Raw genomic sequence first — 24714 nt, 5'->3', positions numbered from 1 at the left:
TATCTTCTTCTTTATCCAATTATATAGTCAGATTAAATGGCTGTAAAGCATTAAAATTATTGTAAGTTACCATAAATAACATCTCCAATATATCTATAGCCCTTGTCACTAGGATGTGCTGTATTTGTTCCACTTCCGCCTGAATAATCGTTTTTAGCCATTCCAAACAAACCTTCTTTTTGTGCAGCAGTATAATCCTTATAATAAGCTTTATAAATGTCTATAACACCTGTATTATAAGCATCTGCTATTTCATATAAGGACATCACATAAGCAGACCAGTTTGCCGTCCATGTCTCAGCAGGCATTTGATTTGACACCAAGCATACATCACTGCCTCTTTCTTTCCAGTAACTCACTAAATTAATCATACTTTCCTTATAATCTTGAACAGAAATACCTCGTCCTGCTTCATTAAGTCCAAAAGACAGCAGAACTAAATCAGGTTTGGGTGATACATTCCAAATTTTCTTTGTGGTATCTGTGGTAAAATAACTTGCCATTTTACTAGAAATTGCTATCTTGTCTACCTCAATTCCTGCAGTGCTTGATGAAGCAATTGCACCTTCTACAAAAATGTTGGATGTTTTATTTGGAGTTATTACTAATGTATGCCTTGTATTTGCTAAACCTGAATAAGAAACTTTGTGCGAAAAGCTTTCTGTTTCTCCTAAACAATCTATAGAGCCTACCTTTTTCCCATCTATGGTTACAACAGCTGTGCCTCCATCCTTTGCTTTAGAATACAGCAAATCCAAATTTGTTCCATTAAAAGTTAAAGCTGCTGGTGAAGTGCTTTTATTAGAAATTCCAAAACAACCACCAAAACCACCTACATTGGAAGTAACCTCTCTAGAAGCACCAGAAACACTCCAACCTGTTCCTAGTTTCCATCTAGGTTTAGTACCAGAAGGAAGAGCACCTTCGTATATACTAATAAAGCCTTCCCCTGCATTTCCAAATTGATTTTGCAGCGATGACTTCATTACACCAACCCAAGATTTATTTATTTCATCACTGGAATATTCTCCTCTTGTATTGGATTCACCTATACAATATATTCTCACCTTTTGAGTACTTGTATTTTTTAATTTATTTTTATATCTTAATAAACCTGCATTTATGTTATATCCGTATTTTTCATAAGGTGATTCTTTATGAATTACTTTTTGGGGTGTTGGTTTAGTTTTCTTTATTATATTAATTTTTGCTGAACTTACAAAAAGCATGACACAATATGCAAATACAGCAGAAATAATGATTAATATCTTTTGACGCATATTATTACTCCTTTAACTATTTTTAATGTTTCTCCTTAATATATGTAGAAATCATACACCAAATGCATTGTAAAATACGTAATTGTGAATATATTTATACTTTTGTAAAATAATAAATATATGATATCACAAAAGTAGGTGAAATAATTATGATAGTCATATATCATGACGTGGGAGGTGCCCACTCTACTGCCGTAGCAGCCAATATACATATTGGGAACCTGCCAATGGATAGAATACCAAGTAAAAAAGAATTACTTGATTTACCGACCTTCGATAAAATGGAAAAAAAGGATCTTGGACGGCTAATTTATATTGGCAAAGATGAATTTAATACAGACGTATACACTTTAGCTAGGAAGTATGCTCCAGACATAGTAATACCTGCTATTATGGATATGTATTCTATTTTTAACAAAAATACTGATGAACTTATTATTGTAGACACCAAACCAACTGTCAATTTACTTATGAATATAGGAGGATATACTTCAAGAAAATTACACTGGGTAAGTGTTGGAAGACCAATCGTAACAAAGGGCACACAACAAGCTTACATGGATATAGTCAACATGGTTACAGGCGTTAAAAATAATTTAAAAAATAGATAATATGTTAAAAGAGGGATATTTCATATGTAAACTTTTTACACAAAGAAAAGATCCCTCTATCCTTCTAGCAGCATTCTTTTAATTACATCATTGCCTTAATAACACCACAGGCTAGCATTTTACCAGATGCTCCAGCAGGCTGAGTTCTATAATCATCTGGGCTTTCATGTATTATTACCGATTTTCCAATAATCTGAGCAACATTAAACTTATTTGTAAAGAAGGTCATTCCGCAATAACCATTATTTGAAAAGAGAACTGGAAAATCTCCCGCATGATTGCCATGTGGCTGATTGGTTGGATTCCAGTGTCCTCCAGCAGCTTTAAATGGTTCTTCAGGATTACCTACAGCACATGTACCATTTTGGTGTATATGAAATCCATGAGGTCCAATTTGTGGATTTCCATTCATAGCTGGTCTATAAGGAGGTAATCCATTTACTTCTACAGAAACCTCAGTTCCTCCACGTACCTGAGTAAAAGTTACAGTACCTCTTATATTAGGAGCTAAAGGTCCTCCAGTTATATGAGCTACAGCTTTTCTGGCATGCATATTCATATCGCCCCTATATCCACAATAATTGTGATTTATAAAGGGACATTCATATTCGTCAAAATGCATAATATCCTCCAAATTAAATACTTCAATTTATGTTATGTAAAACTTTAAAAATAGTTACAATAGAGTATTCCTCTTCTGGAAAATAGTCATTAATATTCTATAGTATATATTAATGCCATAAGGACAAAATATTAAGGTAACATAATTGAATATGAATTAAACCTAAAATCTTTATATAAGTCCATTAATCCAAAGGAGGATACTATTATGAATAAAAATGATAAAAACCTTCAAGAAGCAAAAAAATTAAATCAACAATCCAGACAGGGAGCTACGTCAAGTGCTGCTAGCACTACCGGTTATAATAGTCCAGATGTTCAAGAAGCTAGACAGTTAAACTCACAGATTTCAGGCAAAAGTTCATCTTCTTTTTCAAATGTTTCAAATAACAGTGATTTAGATGAAGCTAAGAAATTAAATCAACAATCTAGACAGAAAAAGAGTAAGTAACTAAAAAATGAAGGAGAAATCTTAGGATTCCTCCTTCATTTTTATTATGCTTTACCTAGTACATTCTAGAATAAGCTCATTCATTCAAATCTGCAATATCTACGTTAAAATGTTTATTTGTATTTAAATTTTTCACTTGTATTTTGCCGTCTTCATCTGTATTTATACTTTCAAGCCATACGGGATTATCTTTATATTTTACATCTATAACTCCTTTAGATTCAATTATTTCTTTTACTCTTTTCTTATCCAAGCTTACCACCTCCTATATATATAGGTTCTTATATAGTAAGCTTTTTATACCTTCTAAAACAAAAGGATGTTTCTCCTCAAATTACCAGCATAATATTTTAGGTTCTGCACATTCTATTAGCATAAGGATATTAATGTGTTAAAGTTATTAAATATCTAAGTTTCACGCAAACTATAATATTCTTTCTCTAACATATTGGTATTACTTTATGCTGGAGATGATGAATCTCCAGCATTTAATTCTTTATTTTTAACCCCTATACTACACAATACAGCTTACTTTGTATAACTCGAATTTCCTAAACATCTTATGCCAGGGATAATTAAATCCCTGGTTTTCATTATCCCTTATTTTGTTCTACATCAACGATAATTTTATTGCATGTCTTACACATATATGCCTTAATTTTCGGTCTTCCTATCCAACCGGATTCTCCTAGTTCAATACCACCTTTGGCCCATATTCCAAGAAACAATTTTTTATCTTCAGGCAGCCATTTCATTTTATAGTTATCCCCATATATATGACCTTTAACCATTTCTCCATTACAATAAGGACATTCCATATAAAATTCCTCCAAACGAACTACAAACTCTATATATGATTCGCAACTTCATATGCATCCCAAATAGCATACATAATATTAGAAACCTTTCGTGCGTCTCCTAAAAGATAAATTTCTGGAATCTCAAATTCTAATTCATTATATAATGAATTTTCTTCTTTATATCCAACAGAAAGTATTACTGAATCGCATTTTATTTTCTCTGTTCCCTTTTCTGTCTCTACTTCAAGATTTCCATCCTTATATGCTTTAACTTTAGAACTTGTTTTCACGTCAATACCATTAAATGGGATAAGTCTTTCAAGCATTTCACTGTTTGCAGAACACAGCGGTCCATTTAATGCAAGTATTTTATTTAATGCTTCTACTATAGTTACTTTTTTGCCTTTTTTAGCAAGATGAAGTGCAGTTTCACATCCAACTAGTCCACCACCAACTACAACTGTAGTGTCTCCACAATCTTTCTTTTCTGTAAGTACATCTGCTGCTGTAAATACTTTATCATCGTCTCCGAGTGAGAATACTTTTGGTGTAGACCCTGTAGCAATTATTACACTATCAAAATTAGCTTTTAAAATTTGTTCTTTAGTAATTTCACTATTTAAATTTACTTCTACATTTAATTCGTTTAATGTATGTGCATACCAATCAGCTAAGGCAATATCATCTTCCTTAAAATCTGGTGCTCCACCTGGAATAAGGTTGCCACCTAGTCTAGCATTCTTTTCATAAACTACTGGTTCATGGCCTCTAAGTGCTAAAACTCTTGCAGCTTCGCATCCTGCTACTCCACCACCAACTATTAAAACTTTTTTCTTCTTTAATATAGGAAGAAGGGCATTGTCCTTTTCCTTACATGCTTGTGGATTTACTGCACAATTTATCATTGAATAATGTTGAATTCGTCCCATACAACCTTCTTGACAGGATATACAAGGCCTAATTGATTGACATCTATTTGCCCTCAACTTATTTACATAATCAGGGTCTGCAAGTAATGGTCTTCCAAGACTTATCATATCACAAGTGCCATTTTCAATGGCTTCAAGTGCCATATCTGGATCATCCATTCTTCCTGCACATATAATAGGAACATCTACAGTTTCTTTCATTAATTTAGCATATGGTCTATATAGTCCCTTCTTTTGGTACATTGGCGGATGACTCCACCACCATGAATCATATGATCCAACATCAGTATCCAATGAATCATATCCATAAGATACAAGTAATTTAGCGGCTTCAATTCCTTCGTCTAGATCTCTTCCTTTTTCAACAAATTCTTCTCCTGGAAGTGCTCCGTCTCTTAAATCTTTGATAAAGCTCTTTGGTGAATATCTAAGCACTACTGGGAAATCTTCTCCACATCTATTTTTAATTTCTTCAACTATTTCACGTGCAAAACGAAGTCTGTTTTCCAAACTTCCCCCATATTCATCTGTTCTGTGATTAAATAATGAAATAGCAAATTGATCTATAAGATATCCTTCATGAACAGCATGAATTTCAATTCCATCAAAACCAGCTCTCTTTGCATTGTAAGCTCCATCTCCAAATTTCTTCACTATGGATTTAATTTCATCTATTGTAAGTTCACGGCAGATTTTGTCAAGCCATCTATGTTGAATTGGTGATGGTGCAACAGGTGGAAATTCACCAAGATTAGTAGGTATGGTAACTCTACCAAATCCAGCTGACATTTGTAAAAATACTTTTGCATTGTATGCATGTATCCTCTCCGTCATTTCCCTTGCAGTTCTGACAAATTGAACGGGATTATGTGTAGGACAAGGGCAATTTGGCATACCATGTTCTTCAACTTCATTATCTACAAAAGTAACTCCTGTAATAATTAAGCCAGTGCCACCTTTTGCTCTTTCAGTGTAGTAATCAATTCCCCTTTGGTTGAATCCTCCCTCACTGTCAGCTAGTCCTAGTGGCCCCATAGGTGCTAGTGCAAAACGATTTTTTATTTCGCACTTTCCAATTTTAACTGGTTCAAATAATTTTTTATACTTATTCATAAAACCACTCCCAAATTTAAATAATATAGGTATTAAAATGCTGAATTCCGCTGTAAATATTAATAAATACGATTACATATTTATCTTTACCTATATTATATATATTACTATAAATCATGTCAATGTTTACATGTCTAATTTTTCACGTTTTACTTTACTTTATATTCATGCATGATAAAATGATTATATGGAAAGAACGAGGTGCTAACATATATGAGGACTTTAAAATACGCAATCTTAGGACTTATTAATAGAAAACCGTCAACTGGATATGATATAACTAAAGAATTTAATGATGCATTAGTAGAATTCTGGTATGCTAAGCATAGTCAAATATACCCTGAATTAAAGAAATTGACAGATGAAGGTCTTATTTCATATGAAACGGTAATACAAGGAGAAAAATTAGAAAAAAAATTATATTCTATAACTGAAAAAGGAAAAGAATCTTTACAAAAATGGCTTGCAAAAGATGAACCTTTGGAGCCAACCCCCAAAGATGTCTTTAGACTTAAAGCTTATTTTTGTGATGAGATGGACACTGATATTTTATTAAAACAATTTAAAAGTCAATTAGATAAACATACTAGAAGATTAAATTATCTTAAAAATTCTATGGAAGAGCTTTTAAAGGGAAAGGATATATCTAAAGTGCCTTCTTCTGGTTTTGGTGACTATATTGTTTTAAAAGGAGCCATCATGAGAGAAAATGCTTATGTAGATTGGCTTTGTGACTGTATAAAAAAAATTACAGAAGGATTATAGAGTTTCTAAACACACATCAACCTTAATTCTTCATTTTTAATTAATAGTTAAGAATGAAGAATTAATAGTTTATGTGGATTTTTTTCGTTACACTACAAAAAATCTTTGATTAAATTTTTGATTGTTCGTTTCGCTAAAGCGAGACATTACTGGTTCGTATAAATTAAAAGATTTTTTGCGACAGCTAAAAATCATCCTTCACTATTAATTTTTCATTATTATTCTTAACTCAAAAATATACCTGCGTATAAGTTGATTTTTAAGTTAGAAAACCTATAAATGTTAAATAACCTAACTTTCACAGTTTAAAATAATGATGTCCAAATTAATTTTACTTCATGCGTATACTATCTGATATTTGAAAGCCCATCCTATATCCTTTTAAAGAAGATGTATTATTATTTAATTTGCTTGATATAAATAAGGAATACTTTTGTCCCAGCTTATAAGATTTATATGGAATAACTTTTACAGATTTGTTATCATCTTGTAAAGATACTGCTGTTGGAATTACATTTCCAGAACTATCTACTACATATATATTTGAGCTATTTACATTCTGTTCATTAAGCTGATCTTTAAACTTTATCGTCCATTGTTTATCTCGCAGTACATTCAAATAGTCTTTTGAATTTAAATTCTCCCATCCTTTATCTGTAAACATGCTCTTATCTACTGGCATTTTTACATCTATTAAAGGAAATGCAGCTTCCCCATTGTACTTTTCTGGAGTTCCAAGTGCATATCTTATACTTACGGTACTGTTTACTTTTAAATCTTTTATTTGATTTTTTCCTTCATCATTATTTTTTACATAGAAAAGCTCCGTATCCCCATTTTCATATTTAACCTTTATAAATATATAATTTTTATCAGTATATATATTTTCTAAATTACCAATTACCCAGGAAGCACCTATTATATTGCTTTCTCCTTCACCTAAATAATCATATACCTTACCTGAAGAATTTTTTACGCTTATACTAAAATCAGGCAATTTAACCTTTATTATAGTATATGGATAAGTTACAACTTGAGGTACTATGGTACCTTTGTCCGGATTTGTTTCCTTTACAATTATATTTTCTCTTCCTTCTACATCTTCTACAAAATTTACTTTAATATCGTAACCTCCTGTAGGCTTTTGCCCTCTCATTACAGCTGCATACAGATAATTTGTGCTGCTATCCAAATAGTACAAAAATCCTTCACTGGATTTACAGGAATCTATGCCGTTAGTTAAAGCTTTTGGTGCATTATCATAGGATATAGTCTCAAAATCAATTTTATTGCAAATTATAGGCTCAGGTTTATTGATATTAGCTGCTGCAGTTTGAACCTGACCTAACCCCTGAGCTTTTACTGAAGCTGGCATATATACAGTTCCCAAAGTTAGTACAAAACACATAGGTATAAATAACTTTTTAAACATATATAGTTTCCTCCTCCTTTAAATATCTTTTTCAATTATTAGACGTATAGATTCTAAACTTCGCTCCATAATTTATTTAATTGAATTTGCTATGCCAATTAGGGAATTTTCTTGTATATTTCCATATAAAGAGTATTCCACATTATTCATTATCCATGATACACTTGTTGCTTGTTCATCTTTAAAGTAATTTACATAAGCCTTACCAGCACCAATATATAAAGTTTTATCACCTTTTAATACTGACAATTTCTTGCTTTCCTGTATTGTAAAATATTTAGAATTTAAACTGTACTTTATGCTTATGCTTTTAACTCCTTCACAGGGAATAGATATATTTGAAAGTTCAAATCCTTCTGGAACATATGATGGAAGCAGTACCTTACTTTCAAAATATTTTTCAGCATCTTCCATACTTAGGGATTCTTCTGAAGAAGCTAATCCACTAGGTCTTACTGCGCTTAAATCTCCACTATGATTTTTATCACCTTCTTTTTCATTTTCCTGACTAGTACCAGAAGATTCAACTTTGTAATCATCTGTATTTTGCGGCAAAATATTTTTATTTTGAACTGCTGTATCCTTATTTGAGCTTACATTCTTGGTTGAATTTTTTGCATTTGATTTATCCTGTACTATTGGATTTTCTGTTTCCTTAGCTTTTGATATTTCCTTTAACGTTTCATTATCTTTAGTCCCTTTATGATCGTTATTTATCGATTTGTCTACATATTTTTGAACTGGTTTTACATAACTGCGTGCAATATCAGTTTTATGAGAAAGGTTGTATAACTTAAATGTAAAAATTAAAATGACAAAAACAGCTGATGCAATTAAAACCGGCTTTAATTTTAATGACCTTCCATTACTACACCTTTTATTACTACATCTTTCTAGGGTCTTTCTTTTCAATTCATCTGTAACACAAATATTTTTTAGAATTTCATTTGATTCATCCCTAAAATTTTTCATATTATCTCCCATATTCAATCTTCCCATCTATATTGGATTTCAATACTGCCCTTGCTCTAAAAAGCCGGCTGCGCACAGTACCTTCTGGTATTTTCAGTACTTTACTTATGTCCCTTGTAGATAGTTCTTCATAATAGTAAAGAATTATGATTTCCTTATATTTGCGCGGCATATCCATGACCTGTTTTAATAATTCTTCATGTTGAATTTTATTTATAACTTTGTCATCTACATTTTCACAAATATCTACAAAGGAATTATCATACACATCCTTTGACAGAATAACTTTCTTGAACCAGGAAATTCTTAATATATCTCTGCAAGTATTTATTGTAATAGTCATAATCCAGTTTTTTTCGCTGCTGCTTTTTTTGAGTTTACTAAAATTTTTATACACTTTTATAAAAACCTCTTGAAAAACATCTTCAGCCAAATACTTGTCCTTTAAATACAGATAGGCCATTCTAAGTACGTCATTTCCATAGCTGTTCATTAACTCTTCTATTTTCTCATCCATATATCAATAACATCTCTTCCAAGACATTTCCTCCTGCTACACAATTTTTAAGAATTAAACTTAAGTATACTTAATAATACCATTAAAATCTCCCTTACCTTATAAGACGTATAAAGTTTTGGTTTTGCTCCATAAATTTGAAAATTAAAAAATGACCATATATCAGTAATATTCTACTGCATTAATGGTCATTTTTATTGTTTCAAATCTTATAATATGTTACTATATACTTGTATTACCACAATATAACAAATGTATAATAAATAAGGGGACTTAAAATATGTATAAAAAAAATATAAAAAAGTTTGGTATTATAATGTTTCTACCTTTCATTTTAAATATAGCATTTGCCTACAATTCTGTTAAAGCATATTATGAACCGCCAATATCAAGAATAAGCGGCAATAATAGATATGGAACAGCTGCTAGAGTTGCTACAATAAATTGGACAACTTCAGACAATGTTGTATTAGTATCAGGTGAAGGATATGCCGATGCAGTAAGTGCTTCATCATTAGCTAAGAAATTAGATGCACCTATACTTTTAACTTCATCAAATGCACTCAGCCCAGAAGCTGAAGATGCACTAAACATATTAAGGGCAAAAAATGTATATGTTATTGGAGGAAATGCTTCTATTTCACAGAGCATAAGAGATGGACTTAAATCCAAATACACTTTAACAGAATTAGGTGGACAAAACAGATATGAAACTAACGTAGCAGTAGCTAAAGAATTAATTACATTAGGAGTTAGTGCTAGTAATGTTATTGTAGTTGGTGGACAAGGATTTGCAGATGCACTTTCCGTAGCACCAGTAGCAGCAGCAAAGGGACAAATTCTGTTATTAGCAAACAATGACCAGGATTCAGTTCAATCAGTAATTAACTTTGCAAAAAACAACAATTCTAAGGTTACAATTGTTGGAACTTCAAACGTTATAAGCGATGCAATAAAGAGTGCTTTTGGCTCAGATGCTGTTAGAGTAGACGGTGGATCAAACAGGTTTGATACTAACCTTGCTGTATTAAAAGCATTCAAGAGTAATTTGAAAAATGATAATTTATATGTAGCAAATGCAAGTGCAGCCATACCGGATAACCTTTACGCAGACGCATTAGTTGCTTCCGCATTAGCTGGAAAATATAGTGCCCCATTAGTATTAGTTGACAAAGATGGTACAGATGCAACAAATAATGCTATGTACTATATTAGATATACAGTTTCCAAAAATACTCATGCGCAAATAATCGGGGGAACTGGGGTTATTTCAGATTCTATATATGATTCTATAGAGTTAATAGTAACTCCAGTATATATTCATCAAAACTAATCATATTAAATAAATTCCTATTAGTAGATAGTCAAAATACTGAAGCTAAGCTTCAGTATTTTGACTATCTACTCCTATCCTTCTTATTTATCACTCTTAATTTCCGTAGAAATTATTTCATGTTTAAGTACGTCAATGAGTCCAATGTCCGTAAGCCCAAGTTCCGGCACAGTAGGCAGGGAAATAAATGACAATGTCATAAAAGGTGCAGCTAAAGTACAGCCTATCTCATGTGTAAGATTATTTAAACTAGTAATTTCCTCTATAACAGAATCTGCATCATGGTCACTCATAAGTCCACCAATAGGTAAAGCCATCTTTCCAATAACTTTACCCTGCTTTACTAATACAAAGCCTCCCTGTATATCCTTAATTTCATTAACTGCTATAGACATATTATAATCATCAGTTCCAACACAAACTATATTGTGGTGATCATGAGATACAGAAGAAGCCAGTGCACCATCTTTAATATTAAATCCCTTTACAAATCCAATTCCAACTCCGCCTGTTTTTCCGTATCTTTCAACTACTGCAAGTTTTAAAATGTCCTCTCCTACATCATTTTGAATTAGTCCTTCCTTTACCGGAAGTTTTGCTTTTATCCACCTGTTTATTATCTGATCTTTAATAAGTTCTATAACATTTACACAGGTTGTATCATTACATTTGGAATTTATCTTAAAAGATTCCGATGTTATCGGGGTTTTAAATTTTACAGTATTTTTTATCCAGCCGGGATATTCTGAACTTACTTTATTTGAAATTAAATTTCCCTGCTCAGCTACAAGCTTGCCTTCAAAAAATACCATGGATGGTTCTATATTTTCTAAGCTTTCTACTACTAGAATGTCTGCTTTTCTTCCTGGAGTAATACTTCCTATTTCATCTTCTACTCTAAAATGCTTTGCTGCATTCATAGTTGCCATCTGAATTGCATTTATAGGAGAAACCCCAAGAGAAATGGCCTTGTTCACATTATAATTTATATGTCCTTCATTTTTTATATCACTAGCATGTTTATCATCTGTACAAAACATAAGATGTTCAAAAGAAAGTTTCTTATCTACAACTCCCTTTATGAGCTTTTCTACATTTCTCTCAGAACTTCCTTCTCTTATAAATACATCCATACCAAGTCTTATTCTCTCAAGAAGTTCTTCAAATGATACACATTCATGATCATCACTCATACCAGAAGCAGCATAAACATTAAGATCCTTTCCTGTTATTCCAATAGCATGACCATTAATTATTTTTCTTCTACCAAGCGAAGCCTCAATTTTCTTTAAATATTCTTCCTTTTTAAACAGTATTTTTGAAGGGTCAAGTTCTCCTAAGCTCAACGTCTCCTCCCAACTAAGTGCCTCTATGACTTCTTCTAATTCCACTACCCCTCCTGTAGTTTCAAGTCCCGGAGCTGTAGGCACTCTTGATGGTATTTCAATATAAGTTCTATAAGGTAGTTTTTCTATGGAATTAAGCAGAGCTTTTATTCCATCTATTCCACATACATTTGCAATTTCCATAAGATCTGCACATAAAGTTGTAGTTCCCTTAGGTACTATTACATCTGAAAGTGCTTCAGGAGAAAGCAATGTAGTTTCAATATGCAAATGGGAATCAATAAATCCTGGAATAGCATACTTTCCACTGCAATCTATAGATTTTTCAGTTTCAAGCTCAACATCAGGATCAATGCACACAACCCTACCATCTTTTATATAGATGTTTGTACCATATATTTCTTCAGAATAGACATTTACAAGATTAACATTTGAAAGTTTTAAATCACAGGATACTTGACCTAGTCCACATTCTATAAGTTTTTTTATTTCCAAATAACTTTTCAATCACTTTTCCCCCAGTACCCCTCATGAGTTTTTAATATTTCATCTTTTAATTCATTAAAAGGCCCTATTACAGTAATGCCTTTCTGTCCTTTCTTAAATACTTCCCTACAAGAAAGGTCAAAAGTTGGATTTTGCTTGTCATTTCCCGTTTGATTTAGAAGTTCTTTTTCAGTGAGTCCATATACAACTGTCCTTACATTGCCCCAGTAAATGGCACCAGAACACATGACACATGGTTCAAAAGTAGTATATAGTGTACATTCTGCTAAAAATTCTTTAGAATATTTTTGAGATGCCCTTCTCATAAGTGAAGCCTCAGCATGTCCCGTACAATCTCCTGTGCTTATCTCTATATTTTCCTGTTCTAAAAGTATATTACCATCCTTATCTACAAGCAGTGCTCCAAATGGAGTATTTCCATGTTCTCTTGAATTTCTAGCAATTTCATTTGCCCTTCTTAAATAATATAAGTGATCCTTTTTACTCATTACACTTTTCCTCTACTTTCTTCATAAAATCTTTAAGCAAATTTATTGAAACTTTTTTCTAACGTTCCTCTCTAAAATAAGCATTACCTAGTGCCTTAGGCGGAGCATTTTTATTTGATTTTTTCATATATACAAGTACCAGTATTATAATAGTTACTAGATATGGGAGCATATCAATAAAATATTGGGAAATAAACATGTTCTTCATTCTAAAACTAATGATATCAAGCCCGCCAAAAAGATAAGATGCAAAAATAGCTTTATAAGGATTCCATGATGCAAATACAACCAGTGCTACTGCAATCCAACCTCTACCTGCTGTAACATTATCCTGCCAGCTAGGAACATATGCTAGTGATAAATAAGCTCCACCAAGTCCGCAAAGTGCACCACCAATAAGTATATGAATATATTTATAGAGATTTACATTTATACTAGCGGCATCCGCTGCTGCCGGATTTTCTCCTACTGCTTTAAGATTTAATCCCTTATAAGTTCTGTAAAAATAAATTCCCATAATAATTGCAGCTGCATATCCAAGATAAACTAAAATATCCTGATGGAAAAAAATTGGTCCAATAAAAGGTATGTGGGAAAGTATTGGTATACTTACAGGTTCAAAAAAACTTTTAACTCCTCCTGGTATATTCTTGCCAACTATACTTTTACCTACAAAATTAGAAAATCCAGTTCCAAATATGGATATAGCTAGCCCTGAAACTGTTTGATTAGCTTTTAAGTTAACCGTTAAAATCGTATATATGAGGACACCAAAGGCTCCTGCTGCCATAGCTGCCATAATCGCCATAATTGGATTCCCAGTATTATATCCTATACTAAATCCCATAACCGCACCCATAAGCATTAATCCTTCAACGCCAAGATTTAAATTTCCAGCTTTTTCAGTTAAAATTTCTCCTAGTGTTGCAAAAAGAAGGGGAGTTCCTGCAACTACTGCTGCTGCTAAAAAACTAATTACTCCATTCATCATTTACACCTCATTTACAACTTTTTTGTTTTCTTCATCATTTTTATCTGTATCACCTTTTGACAGCTTAAACCTAATAAAAAATTCACTACCAAGCACAAAGAAAAGAATTACTGATTGAAGAATTGATGCTACTGAATTTGGTATGCCAAAAGCCGTTTGAATAAATGATCCTCCTTGTAAAAGACCTGCAAATAAAATTGATACTAAAATACTTATAGCAGGATTTAAATTTGATATCCAGGCTATTATTATTCCAGTATAACCAACCCCTCCTGTTATTTCAGTAGAAAGAGTCTGTTCTATAGCAGAAGCCTGTATTACTCCTGTTATTCCACAAAATACAGCACTAAGCACTATTGCAATTAAAGTAGTTTTCTTTATATTTATTCCAGCATATTTGGCAGTATTTTCACTTTCACCAATTACAGAAATTTCATATCCAGTTTTAGTATGGTCTAAAAAAATGTATACAAAAAAAGCAAGTACTATAGCTATTATCCATCCGATGTGAACACCAAAAACACTTGGAAGTATTGCGTTAGAAGAGAAATTAGGCATTTTAGGAAATCCAAGAGAACTAGGATCTTTCCACGGTCCATATTGCAGATATGTTATAAACTTAAGCGCAATATAGTTCATCATAAGGGTAGTTATAGTTTCATTAGCTTTCCACTTTACTCTAAAAAATCCCGGTATAAATCCCCATATTCCACTAAACAAGATTCCACTTGCAAACATTAAAATAATGAGGATAGGAGCTGGCATATTAGGAAAATGAAATGCAACAAGAGCAGCTCCAAAAGCTCCCATTATTATCTGACCTTCTCCACCTATGTTATAATATTTTAATTTAAGACCTATTGCAATTCCAAGGGCAGTAATTACAAGTGGTATAGCCGAATTTATTGTCTGTTTAATTGGGTTGGCCCCTCCAAAGGCTCCTTTAAACATCGAAATATAAACTGATATAGGATTGCACTTAAGTGCTGCAAAAAGAATTCCCATTACAACAAAAGCTAATAATATGGCAGTTATTCTAATAACTACTTCTTTATTTTTACTTATGTTCTCTCTCTTAACAAATTTCATTTTCATAAATCTCATCACCCTTACGCTTATTGCCAAGCATTTTATATCCTATTGTTTCCTTTGTAACATTTTTACTTTCAAAATTTCCCGTTATCTCCCCTGAATACATAACTATAATTCTGTCACAAATGCTTAAAAGTATATCCAAATCTTCACCAACAAACAATATACCTGTACCTTTTTTCTTCTCTTCATTTACCAAATTATAAATAGTATAACAAGTATTTATATCAAGCCCTCTTACTGGATAACCCATTAAAATCAACTTAGGATTTAATCCTAATTCTCTTCCCAAAAGTATTTTTTGTATGTTTCCTCCAGAAAGATTTCTAATTGGATAATGTATACTTGGAGTCTTTACTTCTAAATCCTCTTTGATTTTCTCTGCCCTTTTTTCTGCATCATCTTTTTTGAGCAGCACTCCCTTTTGCTTTTTATAATATTTTAAAAATACGTTGTCTACCATATCCATAGATCCTACAAGTCCCATACCAAGTCTGTCTTCAGGTATAAAACTTATTCCTAAATTTTCTTTTGAAAGTTTTGAAGCATCCTTATCAGTTATATCTTGTCCTTCAAGTTCTATTCTTCCACTAGATATCTTAGTAATTCCAGCTATGACTTCACAAAGTTCTTTTTGACCACATCCTGAAATTCCTGCAACTCCAACCACTTCTCCTCCATGTATCTCAAAATTTATATTTTTAAGTATAGGAATGTTCAAATCATTTATTAAATTTAAATCTGAAACTTTTAATATGGATTTGCCAATAGTCGTATTTGATCTTTCTATAGCTAAATCTACATGATAACCTATCATCTTATCTACTAACTCCTTAGGTGATGTATTATCCTTTGTAACAGTTTCTACAGATTCACCTTTTCTAAGTATAGTAATTGTGTCCGCTACTTCCATAACCTCATCTAATTTATGAGTTATAAATATAACAGAACATCCTTCTTTTTTCATTTTTTTCATTAAGTTAAATAATTTCTTGGTTTCTTGAGGGGTAAATACTGCTGTGGGTTCATCTAAAATAAGAATATCAGCTCCCCTATACAGTACTTTCAATATTTCAAGATTTTCTCTTTCTCCTACAGACATATCATAAACATATTTATTTAGATCTACATCAAAGCCATATTTGTCTTTTATTTGTTGAACTTTTTTTACCTCTTTATCATAATTTAGAAATAACTTTTTTTTCTTTCCTAAAATAATATTTTGTATTGCAGTCATGGATTCTATAAGTTTGAAATGCTGATATATCATACCTATTCCTGATTTTATAGCATCCGTTGGCGATTTAAATCTTGTTTCTCTTCCGTGTATAAAAATTGAACCGCCATCAGGAATATATATTCCTGACAGCATATTCATAAGTGTACTTTTGCCTGCACCATTTTCACCTAACAGTGCATGAATTTCTCCACCTTTAACATTAAAATTAACATCGTTATTAGCAACTACGTCACCAAATTTTTTAGTTATATTTTTCATAGTTAAATAATATTCTTCATTCAAAAGGATACACTTCCTTCCTATTTTTCATTTGCACCATTTATACCTTGTACAAACCAATCTATTTTTTCAAGATAATTGTCATCTAAAACCTGACCCTCTTTAACTTTTAATTCACCTTTTTGATCTTTAATTGGCCCAGCAAATATCTTCAATTTACCTGAAATTATATCAGCTTTAGCTTTTTCCACAGCTTCTTTTCCACCTGCTGGTGCGCTCTCTGCTCTAATTGGAGCAAGATCATTAACTCCTGATTCAAGGCCTTTTAACCATTTCTCAGATTTCCACTTTCCAGCTATTAAATCATTAATTTGCTGTTTATAATATACATCCCAATGATAAACAGGTGCTGTCATGTACATTTTAGGATCTTCATTCTTCTTGTCTCTATCAAATCCTATACCTGCAAGTCCCTTCTCTTCAGCAGGATCTAAAGCAGATGTAGTATTTTGTTCTTCACTTATAACATCATTTCCCTGATCAACAAGTGCCTTACCTGCTTCTTTTTCTTTTGCAGGATCATACCAAGTATGAGTCCACTTTACATTTACTACAGCATTTTTGTTAACAGACTGTACTCCTAATGCAAAAGCATCAATTTGCCTATACAATTCTGGTATCGGCATAGATCCTACTACACCTATTTTGTTTGTCTTAGTTTTCATACCAGCCAATATACCAGTTAAATATGTTGATTGATAGTATTTAGCAAAATATGCCCCCATATTATCTGCTGTTTTATATCCTGCATTATGTAGGAATATAACATCCTTATGTTTTTGTGCTTCCGTATAAACATAATCCATGTATCCGAAGCTAGCTGCTACAATTACATTACATCCCTGGCTAATCATATCTTCTATAACAGGTTCAACTTTCTGAGATTCTGGAACATTTTCTTTATATATAGTCTTGATTCCCATCTTATCAAGTGCCAATCTTCCATCGTTGTGGGCATCAACCCAGCCACCATCGCCTAAACTACCATCATAAATAAAACCAACTTTTATTTTGTCTTTATCTATTTTCTTTCCTCCAGAAGTAGTACTTACTCCAGTAGAGCTTGTGTCAGATGACGAACATCCTGCAAATAATCCTGTAATAACAACAAGTGCAAGTAAAAAGATAAGTATTTTTTTCTTCTTCATTATTAGTTCCCCCTTATTATTTAGAATAATATTGTTAAAAAATATATGAATAATTTTTTAATTATATATTCATTTACTTTTTAAATATATCTAGAAATAAAATATAGCAGTTAGTAGTTAAAAAAGTATTTTTATAATTTTGTTATTTTATACGAAGTGTTTTTGATTATTTATCATTTTTATCGTGATAATATTTTATAATAGTAATAATATATTATTATATTAAGTATTATAGTTACATATTTTAAATAATACAATAGTAAAATTATAAATTTATTAATATTTTTTCGTTTTTATGGCAAAAATAGCGCTGTATCGTATACATTTTATGATTTTGGTAATTTTCTTACAGGATTTTGTATTCATTTAATTAAATATAATTTATTATTTTCTAAAAAAAGCATTTTTATATGTTTATATATCTCATTATAGGCATTATATTTATAAAAAATTTAAAAAATATGTATTTCAATATGTGAGTTTAATGTTATAATCTAAATAAGTATTTTTATACATTTTAATAATTTTATCATTAAGTGGTATATTGTTATTTTTATTTATTATCTTTATTGTTATAAGTTAAATAATAATTGGGGTGAAAAATTTGAATAACAGAGAATTATTAAAAAAATACATACCTGTAGCTGAATTTATTTCTGAAATTCTAGGAAATAACTGCGAGGTAGTAATACAAGATATAACTACTCCTAACAATTCTATAATTTTTATAAAAAATGGTCATTTAACAGGAAGAAATATAGGTAGTCCCCTTACTAACTTAGTTTTTAATATAATTCAAAATAAAACTTATACTAATAAAAATTACGCAGCTAACTACAAAGCAGAGGGTAATTTTAAGACTTTCAAATCTTCAAGCTATTTTATTAAAAATGATGATAACAAGATAATAGGATTACTTTGTGTAAATATAGATATTGAACCTTATAATAAAGTTAAGGATTTAATGGACAAATTAAGTTTTGTATCAAATACCGACGTGAGCGAAAATGAAAACATAAAAACACAAGAGCAATTTTATGATAATGTGGACGATCTCTTATGTACCATGATCAATGAGGCTATATCTGAAATAAATATTCTTCCAGAACGCATGTCTGCTAATGAAAAGATTTGTGTAGTAAAATATTTATATGATAAAGGAGCTTTTAATTTGAAAGGGGCTGTAGTTAAAGTAGCCAAGGCTCTCCTGGTTTCTGAGCCTACTATATACAGGTATTTAAACAAATACATGTAATAAAAGTGCACCCCAAATGTTAGATACGTATAAAACATTTGAGGTACACCTCTTTTCACAGTTTCTTTAATTTAATTATTCAAAAATATACTCCATGTGTCTGGACCTAAAATACCATCTGTAGCTTTTCTCCAATTCTTCTGGAGATTAGTTACAGCTTGAAAAGTCACTTCATCATAAACCATAGGAGTATAGGAATTTTTCTTTAAATAGCCATATTGTTCAAGTTTCTGTTGTATCCACAACACTACATGAGATTTATGACCCTTAGCAATGATATTTTGTATTCCCTTTAATGCCGCAATAGTGGCAGGTCCTGCAATCCCATCTACAGCTAATTTTGCACTATAATCTAAATTCAGGTTATACTGGAGAGCTTTTATCTGCTGCACAAGAGTATTAGGCTTAACAGGTGATACATTTCCAGTAAATATATCTTCTATAAAATAATTTAAATCCACATACCCCACAGCTCCATTTAACTTCCCGGTTTCTGAATACTGCCATGAAGCATCATCTGGATATAAGGAAGGTTGTTTGCCATAACTTGCAATCCAAAGTGGAACATCTAAAATGTTACCTGCCAGATAATCTTTATAAAATGCATATCCAGAATATACTCCTATTTTATGACCCTGTGACTGTACATATTTGATAAAAGCATTTGCAAAATTAATAGCATTATCTTTACTCCAATTTTCCTCTCCCTCTATATCCAGCCACAGAACAGTATCACTTTCCAATCCTGAGATAGTTTCTAAAAAGTGCTTTGCTTCCGCTGTTGGATCATTGCCATTTGCGTAATGATAAAATCCAATCTTAAGTCCTGCCTGTTTAATTCTTGTATATCTATAATTTAATAGGCTATCTACATGAGATAGCCCTTGTGTTGCTTTTTGAATTACTACAGAAATACCATCTGTATTTTTAATAACATTCCAGTCTGAAATATTATCTCCTTCATATACGTCTATTCCATTCATTATCTTCATAAATCATTCCTCCTATTGTATTTCTATTAAATACTTAGGACAAAAGAAGTCTAGTAACTGTTATGCCAATGTCTCCATTTTAGTATATTCATGAAGCTTTTAATTTGTTCAAAATAAAAAGAGTTCTATCCCCTTGGAGCATATCATTTCTCCAATACGATCACTATGTATTCATTAAGTTTATTTATATTCTTCTAATGTCTTCAATAAAGTTTCAGTATGAAAAGGCTTCCTAATATAGCCGCTAGCTCCTAGTTTTATACATTCATCTTTTACTTCTTCATGTCCTACTGCTGACATGATAAGTACAACTGCTTTAGGGTCAATTTTCATTATATCAGTTAGCACTTCAACACCATCCATCCTAGCCTCAGACATATTCAAATCCAAAAGCACAATGTCTGGTTTTTCAAGCTTGAACATCTCTACTGCTTCCTGTTTATTTGATGCACCAAATATACTTTGGAAACCTCCCTTTTCAACAATCTTTTTTACAAATATCCTCATATACGATGAATTATCAACTATTAATATCTTTTTCACATTAAAAACTCCTTTATATCCCTAATTTTTAAAGATCCTCTTTAGTGAAGCAAATCTTTTATTTTAGCAAAAAATCTAACACATTCATCTATTTCATGTTTTAAAACTGCCTGCTCTAATTTTATTGCTAATTCATGAATGGGAATTATCCCTAATGTTCCAGAAGAACCCTTTAGCTCGTGAGTTGCCAAGGCCAATTTATCAAAATCATTACCATCAATAGCCTTGCTAATACCTGACAATAAATCAGGTAAACATCTTACATATTCTTCAAGTATTTCTTTTGCATCATCTTTTTCAAGTCCTGTAGTTTTAACAAAGTAGTCGATATTATCATCTATTATTTTATTACAATCACCCACACATTCTCTCGTTTTAGTATTGGCTTCTATCATCTTAAACATCTTATCAAAATTAATAGGCTTACTAATATAATCATCCATTCCAGCTTTAATGCACTTTTCTGAGTCACCATCCATGGCATTAGCAGTCATTGCTATAATTGTAGTATGCTTTTTGTCTCCTTCTAACATCCTTATCTTAGATGTACACTCATACCCATCCATTACCGGCATCTGGCAGTCCATAAAAACAACATCATAATCTTTTTGTGACACTGCTTTTAATGCTTCACTACCATCCACCGCCACATCACAAGTCATATCATGTGATTTGAGCATAGTTATAACAATTTTACGATTCATTTTATTATCTTCAACCAATAAAATTCTTGGTTCTAATGCATTTTTTACTTCTTTAGCTATATGTTTCGTTATAACCTTATGTCCTTCTCCATCTTCTTTTTTAAGCCCCAATACTATAGCAATACAAGCAAGTAAGTCATCTCTTCTGACAGGTTTACTCAAATATGATGAAAAACCATATTCTTTCGCAGCCTCAGCATCTCCCTTTTGATTTATACGAGTTAGAAGTATTAATTTAATATCCTTTGCAAAAGGTATTGTTTTTAACGTATTGGCAAGTTCATAACCACTCATATCATTCATTTGATAATCTATGATGGCAATATTTATTTTGTTTTTTGTATTTGCATTTGAAAGAATTGCGGTAATTGCACTACTGCCGTCTTCAGCTTCAAACACTTTAAGACCAGTCTCTTGAAGATATGAATTAATAATTTTCCTGTTATTTACATCATCATTAGCAATTAAAATATTCATACCATCAAGTTTTTCAAACGCAAATTTATGCTCTGAGGCTCCTTTTACAATTTTCAATCTCACATCAAACTTAAATATAGACCCTTCTCCAAATATACTTTCAACGTGAATTTCACCGTCCATCACTTTTACCAATTCACTAGATATTGCAAGCCCCAGCCCTGTTCCACCATACTTCCTAGTTGTAGAAGTATCTGCTTGACTAAAAGATTTAAATATCTTATCAATATGATCCTTACGAATTCCGATTCCAGTATCTTTTACTTCAAAGTTAAGTACAGCTATTTCATTTTCTTCCTTTAAACAATCAACTGTAACAGAAATTTCACCCTTGTTAGTAAATTTTACTGCATTACTTATAAGATTATTTAATATCTGCCTAAGCCTTGATGGATCACCAACAACTTCTTCAGGAACATCTGCTCTAATCATGGTATAAAGTTCAAGTCCTTTTTCTACTGCCTTAGGTACAAGTAGTGAAACCGCATCTTCAATAGTATTTCTTAAATTAAATCTAATCTTTTCCATGGTTAGTTTTTTAGCTTCAATCTTTGAAAAATCCAGTATATCATTAATAATATGCAATAATACCTCTGAAGCAGATTTTGCTTCACGTATAAAGTCTTTTTGCTCTAAAGACAAATTAGTTGATTGAAGCAAATCGAGGAATCCAAATATTCCGTTCATTGGAGTTCTTATTTCATGAGACATATTTGCAAGAAACTGACTCTTTGCAATATTTGCTGCTTCCGCTTGTTCTTTTGCCTTGTATAACTCTCTTTCTGCTAATCTCTGCTCTGTGATATCCTCAGCAGTGCAAATAAGATACTTGATATTACCTGTCTTATCCTTCTGGGGCTTACTTTTAATTTGAAGCAGTCTATTTTCACCTTTGAAGTTTCTAACCTCAATTTCTTTTTTTGCCGGCTCATTCTTTTGAAACAGCTCCCAATTACTTGCAGAAAGTTTATTTGCAGTATCTATATCAAATATATCGTATAAATCCTGATATTCTAAATCACTTTTCTTCTTTCCAAAAAACTTCGCATGGGCTTCATTAACAGCTGCGTAAGAAGTAACATTACTTAACGCCCAGATTTGTGATTCAGAATTATTAAGTAAAATTGCCTGCCCACTAAGAGCTTTTTTATATGTTTTTTCCTTTACAATTCTTGCTCTTGTATTTGAAAAAGCCTTTGAAATGTCTATTAATATTTTAATTTGCTCCTCTTTCCATGTCACAGGCTTTGATAAACTCTCATAACCTATAAATCCAATTAACTTGTTTTCGCTTTTTAATGAAATTATAAGAGAAGTTTTGATTTCCTCCTTTAAAAAAGCCTCTTTTTCAAATACTGCTTCATCAGAAAATTCCTCCACATTATTTACCACAACAAAATCCTTATTTCTAATCTGGCGAATCAGCCATGGAAAAGCATAAACTACCTCTTCCTCCTCAATTTCCCTTTTTGGTTTTATACCTTTCTTATTCCATTGGCATTCTATTTGCATAAAAGTAGGGTCTTTAGAAAAGTAATAGATAAAAATTCTATCCAAATCAAAAAATAAGCCTATTTCCTCCAATGATTTTTTTAACTCAATCTGATAATTATTACTATTTACATCTAAAAATTTCTGAAAAGTATTATGAATCAACTTCAGGAAACCATCGGAATAGATAACATCTGGGTAATTGCCTTCACCATTCATAAAATCCCCCCCTAAATTTAAAGCTCACAGGTTTTCGTAATAAAAAGAGTTAATTCTTTTAATAAATCAATTTCATAAGGTTCTAAAAGTAAATTTCCAGCTTTATCATATATAACTTTTACCACAGGTCTCATTGGCATTGAATTGTTTTGCTTTACTACTAAGCCCTTTTCATTTGAACTTAAAATAACTCCACTTCCTGTTGGGAAAGCAGCTATATTCATAGTGAACTTCCTTACCATTTCTGCATCAAAATAAGTACTACTCATACCAACAAGATATTCAATAACCTCGTTGACACTTTTACTTTTCAACCCATTTCTACCTGATATCATATTATCAAATACGTCACATATGGACACCATCTTTGCAATTTTGTTTATTTCATCACCTTGTAATTTTAAAGGGTATCCGCTGCCATCACTTCTTTCATGATGCATTAATGCAACTACCTTGATGGATGCATTCCAAATATACTGTGATCCTAAAAAATCATAGCCGACCTTTGGATGCATTAATGTAATATATTTGTCTAATTCTTCCTTAGTCTTAAAATTATCCAAAAGTTTCCTGTCATTCATAATTTTTATTTTACCTATATCATGAAGCAGAGCACCTGTAGCTATGTCTTTAAGCTTCGTTACAGTGTATCCCATATGAGTTCCTATTATTGTAGCTAATACACAAACATTTACTGAATGGGAATATATATTGTTATCACTTGCACTTATTTCTGCAACATTTATCAAAACATCTTTATTCGATACCACATCCTCAATTACTGAATCTACTGAATTCATAATACTACTATTATCAGTTTTTCCTTCTCGACAGTATGTTCCAATCATTTCCCTAACAGCATGTTTACTCATTTGCCTTGTCTTTTGAGAAACACTTTCCTCAATAATCACATTTTTCGATATATCATCATTAATATATACACAATTAATTCCAATTTCTTTAATCCTCTTAATATAATAAGGTTTTAATCTTACTCCTATGTTAAGCAAAACTCTACCGAATTCATCATAAATTTGCCTTCCAAGGATTTCATCCCCCTTCAGGTTGGAGACACTAATAACTCTCATATATACCTCCAAATAAAATAGTTGATTTTT

General features: G+C 31.6%; 23 protein-coding genes. 5 read left to right on the top strand and 18 right to left on the bottom strand.

The features are described 5' to 3' along the window. Nucleotides 1–56 precede the first annotated feature (56 nt). A complete protein-coding gene (locus tag WY13_RS01535) occupies nucleotides 57–1280 on the bottom strand; it encodes an SGNH/GDSL hydrolase family protein (protein WP_063553955.1) in 1224 nt (407 codons plus the stop codon). Nucleotides 1281–1429: 149 nt separating this feature from the next. On the opposite strand from WY13_RS01535, the gene WY13_RS01530 reads away from it, so the two are divergent. After that, nucleotides 1430–1891: a DUF3189 family protein gene (locus WY13_RS01530; protein ID WP_063553954.1), complete on the top strand. Its 462-nt coding sequence runs from the start codon at nucleotides 1430–1432 to the stop codon at nucleotides 1889–1891. Nucleotides 1892–1973: 82 nt separating this feature from the next. Here WY13_RS01530 and WY13_RS01525 read toward each other — a convergent pair whose 3' ends face one another. After that, nucleotides 1974–2513 carry a superoxide dismutase family protein gene (locus WY13_RS01525; RefSeq protein ID WP_063553953.1) on the bottom strand — a complete coding sequence of 180 codons (540 nt, stop codon included), beginning with the start codon at nucleotides 2511–2513 and terminating at the stop codon, nucleotides 1974–1976. A gap of 207 nt (nucleotides 2514–2720) precedes the next feature. On the opposite strand from WY13_RS01525, the gene WY13_RS01520 reads away from it, so the two are divergent. Continuing rightward, complete coding sequence (locus WY13_RS01520; protein WP_063553952.1) at nucleotides 2721–2963, top strand: hypothetical protein; 243 nt, start codon at nucleotides 2721–2723, stop codon at nucleotides 2961–2963. A gap of 76 nt (nucleotides 2964–3039) precedes the next feature. Here the strand turns inward: WY13_RS01520 and WY13_RS01515 are convergent, their stop codons facing one another. From WY13_RS01515 to WY13_RS01505, 3 genes are all read right to left on the bottom strand, one after another. After that, complete coding sequence (locus WY13_RS01515; RefSeq protein ID WP_063553951.1) at nucleotides 3040–3216, bottom strand: H-type small acid-soluble spore protein; 177 nt, start codon at nucleotides 3214–3216, stop codon at nucleotides 3040–3042. A gap of 340 nt (nucleotides 3217–3556) precedes the next feature. Then, nucleotides 3557–3781, bottom strand: coding sequence for a PF20097 family protein (locus tag WY13_RS01510; protein ID WP_063553950.1), 225 nt, complete (start codon nucleotides 3779–3781; stop codon nucleotides 3557–3559). 29 nt (nucleotides 3782–3810) lie between these two features. After that, complete coding sequence (locus WY13_RS01505) at nucleotides 3811–5805, bottom strand: FAD-dependent oxidoreductase (RefSeq protein ID WP_063553949.1); 1995 nt, start codon at nucleotides 5803–5805, stop codon at nucleotides 3811–3813. A 213-nt stretch (nucleotides 5806–6018) separates the two neighbouring features. On the opposite strand from WY13_RS01505, the gene WY13_RS01500 reads away from it, so the two are divergent. Next, nucleotides 6019–6570 (top strand): PadR family transcriptional regulator, encoded by a 552-nt coding sequence (locus WY13_RS01500; RefSeq protein ID WP_063553948.1) that lies wholly within the window; start codon nucleotides 6019–6021, stop codon nucleotides 6568–6570. A gap of 331 nt (nucleotides 6571–6901) precedes the next feature. Here WY13_RS01500 and WY13_RS01495 read toward each other — a convergent pair whose 3' ends face one another. The 3 genes from WY13_RS01495 to WY13_RS01485 form a co-directional block, all read right to left on the bottom strand. Then, the gene (locus WY13_RS01495; RefSeq protein ID WP_063553947.1) at nucleotides 6902–8002 is read right to left on the bottom strand and encodes a protease complex subunit PrcB family protein; all 1101 of its coding nucleotides are present in this window, start codon (nucleotides 8000–8002) and stop codon (nucleotides 6902–6904) included. Between the two features lie 72 nt (nucleotides 8003–8074). Next, nucleotides 8075–8986, bottom strand: coding sequence for a DUF4367 domain-containing protein (locus WY13_RS01490; RefSeq protein ID WP_063553946.1), 912 nt, complete (start codon nucleotides 8984–8986; stop codon nucleotides 8075–8077). Then, nucleotides 8976–9491, bottom strand: coding sequence for a sigma-70 family RNA polymerase sigma factor (locus WY13_RS01485; RefSeq protein WP_063553945.1), 516 nt, complete (start codon nucleotides 9489–9491; stop codon nucleotides 8976–8978). The genes WY13_RS01490 and WY13_RS01485 overlap by 11 nt, the downstream gene beginning before the upstream one ends. 280 nt (nucleotides 9492–9771) lie before the next feature. Here WY13_RS01485 and WY13_RS01480 point away from each other — a divergent pair, with 280 nt between their 5' ends. Beyond that, nucleotides 9772–10824, top strand: a complete 1053-nt coding sequence (locus WY13_RS01480) for a cell wall-binding repeat-containing protein (RefSeq protein WP_063553944.1) — start codon at nucleotides 9772–9774, stop codon at nucleotides 10822–10824. Between the two features lie 83 nt (nucleotides 10825–10907). Here WY13_RS01480 and ade read toward each other — a convergent pair whose 3' ends face one another. The 6 genes from ade to WY13_RS01450 are packed head-to-tail and all read right to left on the bottom strand — an operon-like array spanning nucleotide 10908 to nucleotide 17915. Continuing rightward, a complete protein-coding gene (gene ade / locus WY13_RS01475; protein WP_063553943.1) occupies nucleotides 10908–12677 on the bottom strand; it encodes an adenine deaminase in 1770 nt (589 codons plus the stop codon). After that, nucleotides 12674–13165: a nucleoside deaminase gene (locus WY13_RS01470; protein ID WP_063553942.1), complete on the bottom strand. Its 492-nt coding sequence runs from the start codon at nucleotides 13163–13165 to the stop codon at nucleotides 12674–12676. The genes ade and WY13_RS01470 overlap by 4 nt, the downstream gene beginning before the upstream one ends. Before the next feature lie 58 nt (nucleotides 13166–13223). Next, nucleotides 13224–14153, bottom strand: a complete 930-nt coding sequence (locus WY13_RS01465; RefSeq protein WP_063554025.1) for an ABC transporter permease — start codon at nucleotides 14151–14153, stop codon at nucleotides 13224–13226. Nucleotides 14154–14156: 3 nt separating this feature from the next. Next, complete coding sequence (locus WY13_RS01460; protein ID WP_063553941.1) at nucleotides 14157–15251, bottom strand: ABC transporter permease; 1095 nt, start codon at nucleotides 15249–15251, stop codon at nucleotides 14157–14159. Then, the gene (locus WY13_RS01455) at nucleotides 15232–16770 is read right to left on the bottom strand and encodes an ABC transporter ATP-binding protein (protein WP_192844969.1); all 1539 of its coding nucleotides are present in this window, start codon (nucleotides 16768–16770) and stop codon (nucleotides 15232–15234) included. Before WY13_RS01455 ends, WY13_RS01460 begins: the two co-directional genes overlap by 20 nt. Nucleotides 16771–16787: 17 nt before the next feature. Beyond that, the gene (locus tag WY13_RS01450; RefSeq protein ID WP_063553940.1) at nucleotides 16788–17915 is read right to left on the bottom strand and encodes a BMP family ABC transporter substrate-binding protein; all 1128 of its coding nucleotides are present in this window, start codon (nucleotides 17913–17915) and stop codon (nucleotides 16788–16790) included. 604 nt (nucleotides 17916–18519) lie between these two features. Here WY13_RS01450 and WY13_RS01445 point away from each other — a divergent pair. Beyond that, entirely contained in the window at nucleotides 18520–19170 is a 651-nt protein-coding gene (locus WY13_RS01445) for a helix-turn-helix transcriptional regulator (protein ID WP_063553939.1), read from the top strand. 71 nt (nucleotides 19171–19241) lie between these two features. Here WY13_RS01445 and WY13_RS01440 read toward each other — a convergent pair whose 3' ends face one another. From WY13_RS01440 to WY13_RS01425, 4 genes are all read right to left on the bottom strand, one after another. Continuing rightward, nucleotides 19242–20162 carry a GH25 family lysozyme gene (locus WY13_RS01440; protein ID WP_192844968.1) on the bottom strand — a complete coding sequence of 307 codons (921 nt, stop codon included), beginning with the start codon at nucleotides 20160–20162 and terminating at the stop codon, nucleotides 19242–19244. A gap of 180 nt (nucleotides 20163–20342) precedes the next feature. After that, nucleotides 20343–20705: a response regulator gene (locus tag WY13_RS01435; RefSeq protein ID WP_063553938.1), complete on the bottom strand. Its 363-nt coding sequence runs from the start codon at nucleotides 20703–20705 to the stop codon at nucleotides 20343–20345. A 41-nt stretch (nucleotides 20706–20746) separates the two neighbouring features. Next, entirely contained in the window at nucleotides 20747–23596 is a 2850-nt protein-coding gene (locus WY13_RS01430) for a PAS domain-containing hybrid sensor histidine kinase/response regulator (protein ID WP_063553937.1), read from the bottom strand. Between the two features lie 17 nt (nucleotides 23597–23613). Continuing rightward, on the bottom strand, nucleotides 23614–24684 hold the full coding sequence (locus WY13_RS01425; RefSeq protein ID WP_063553936.1) for an HD-GYP domain-containing protein: 1071 nt from the start codon (nucleotides 24682–24684) through the stop codon (nucleotides 23614–23616). Nucleotides 24685–24714 lie beyond the last annotated feature (30 nt).

It is taken from the genome of Clostridium ljungdahlii, from assembly GCF_001636845.1.
GTDB lineage: Bacteria > Bacillota > Clostridia > Clostridiales > Clostridiaceae > Clostridium_B > Clostridium_B ljungdahlii_A.
This window is presented reverse-complemented; position numbering and strand designations above follow the sequence as displayed.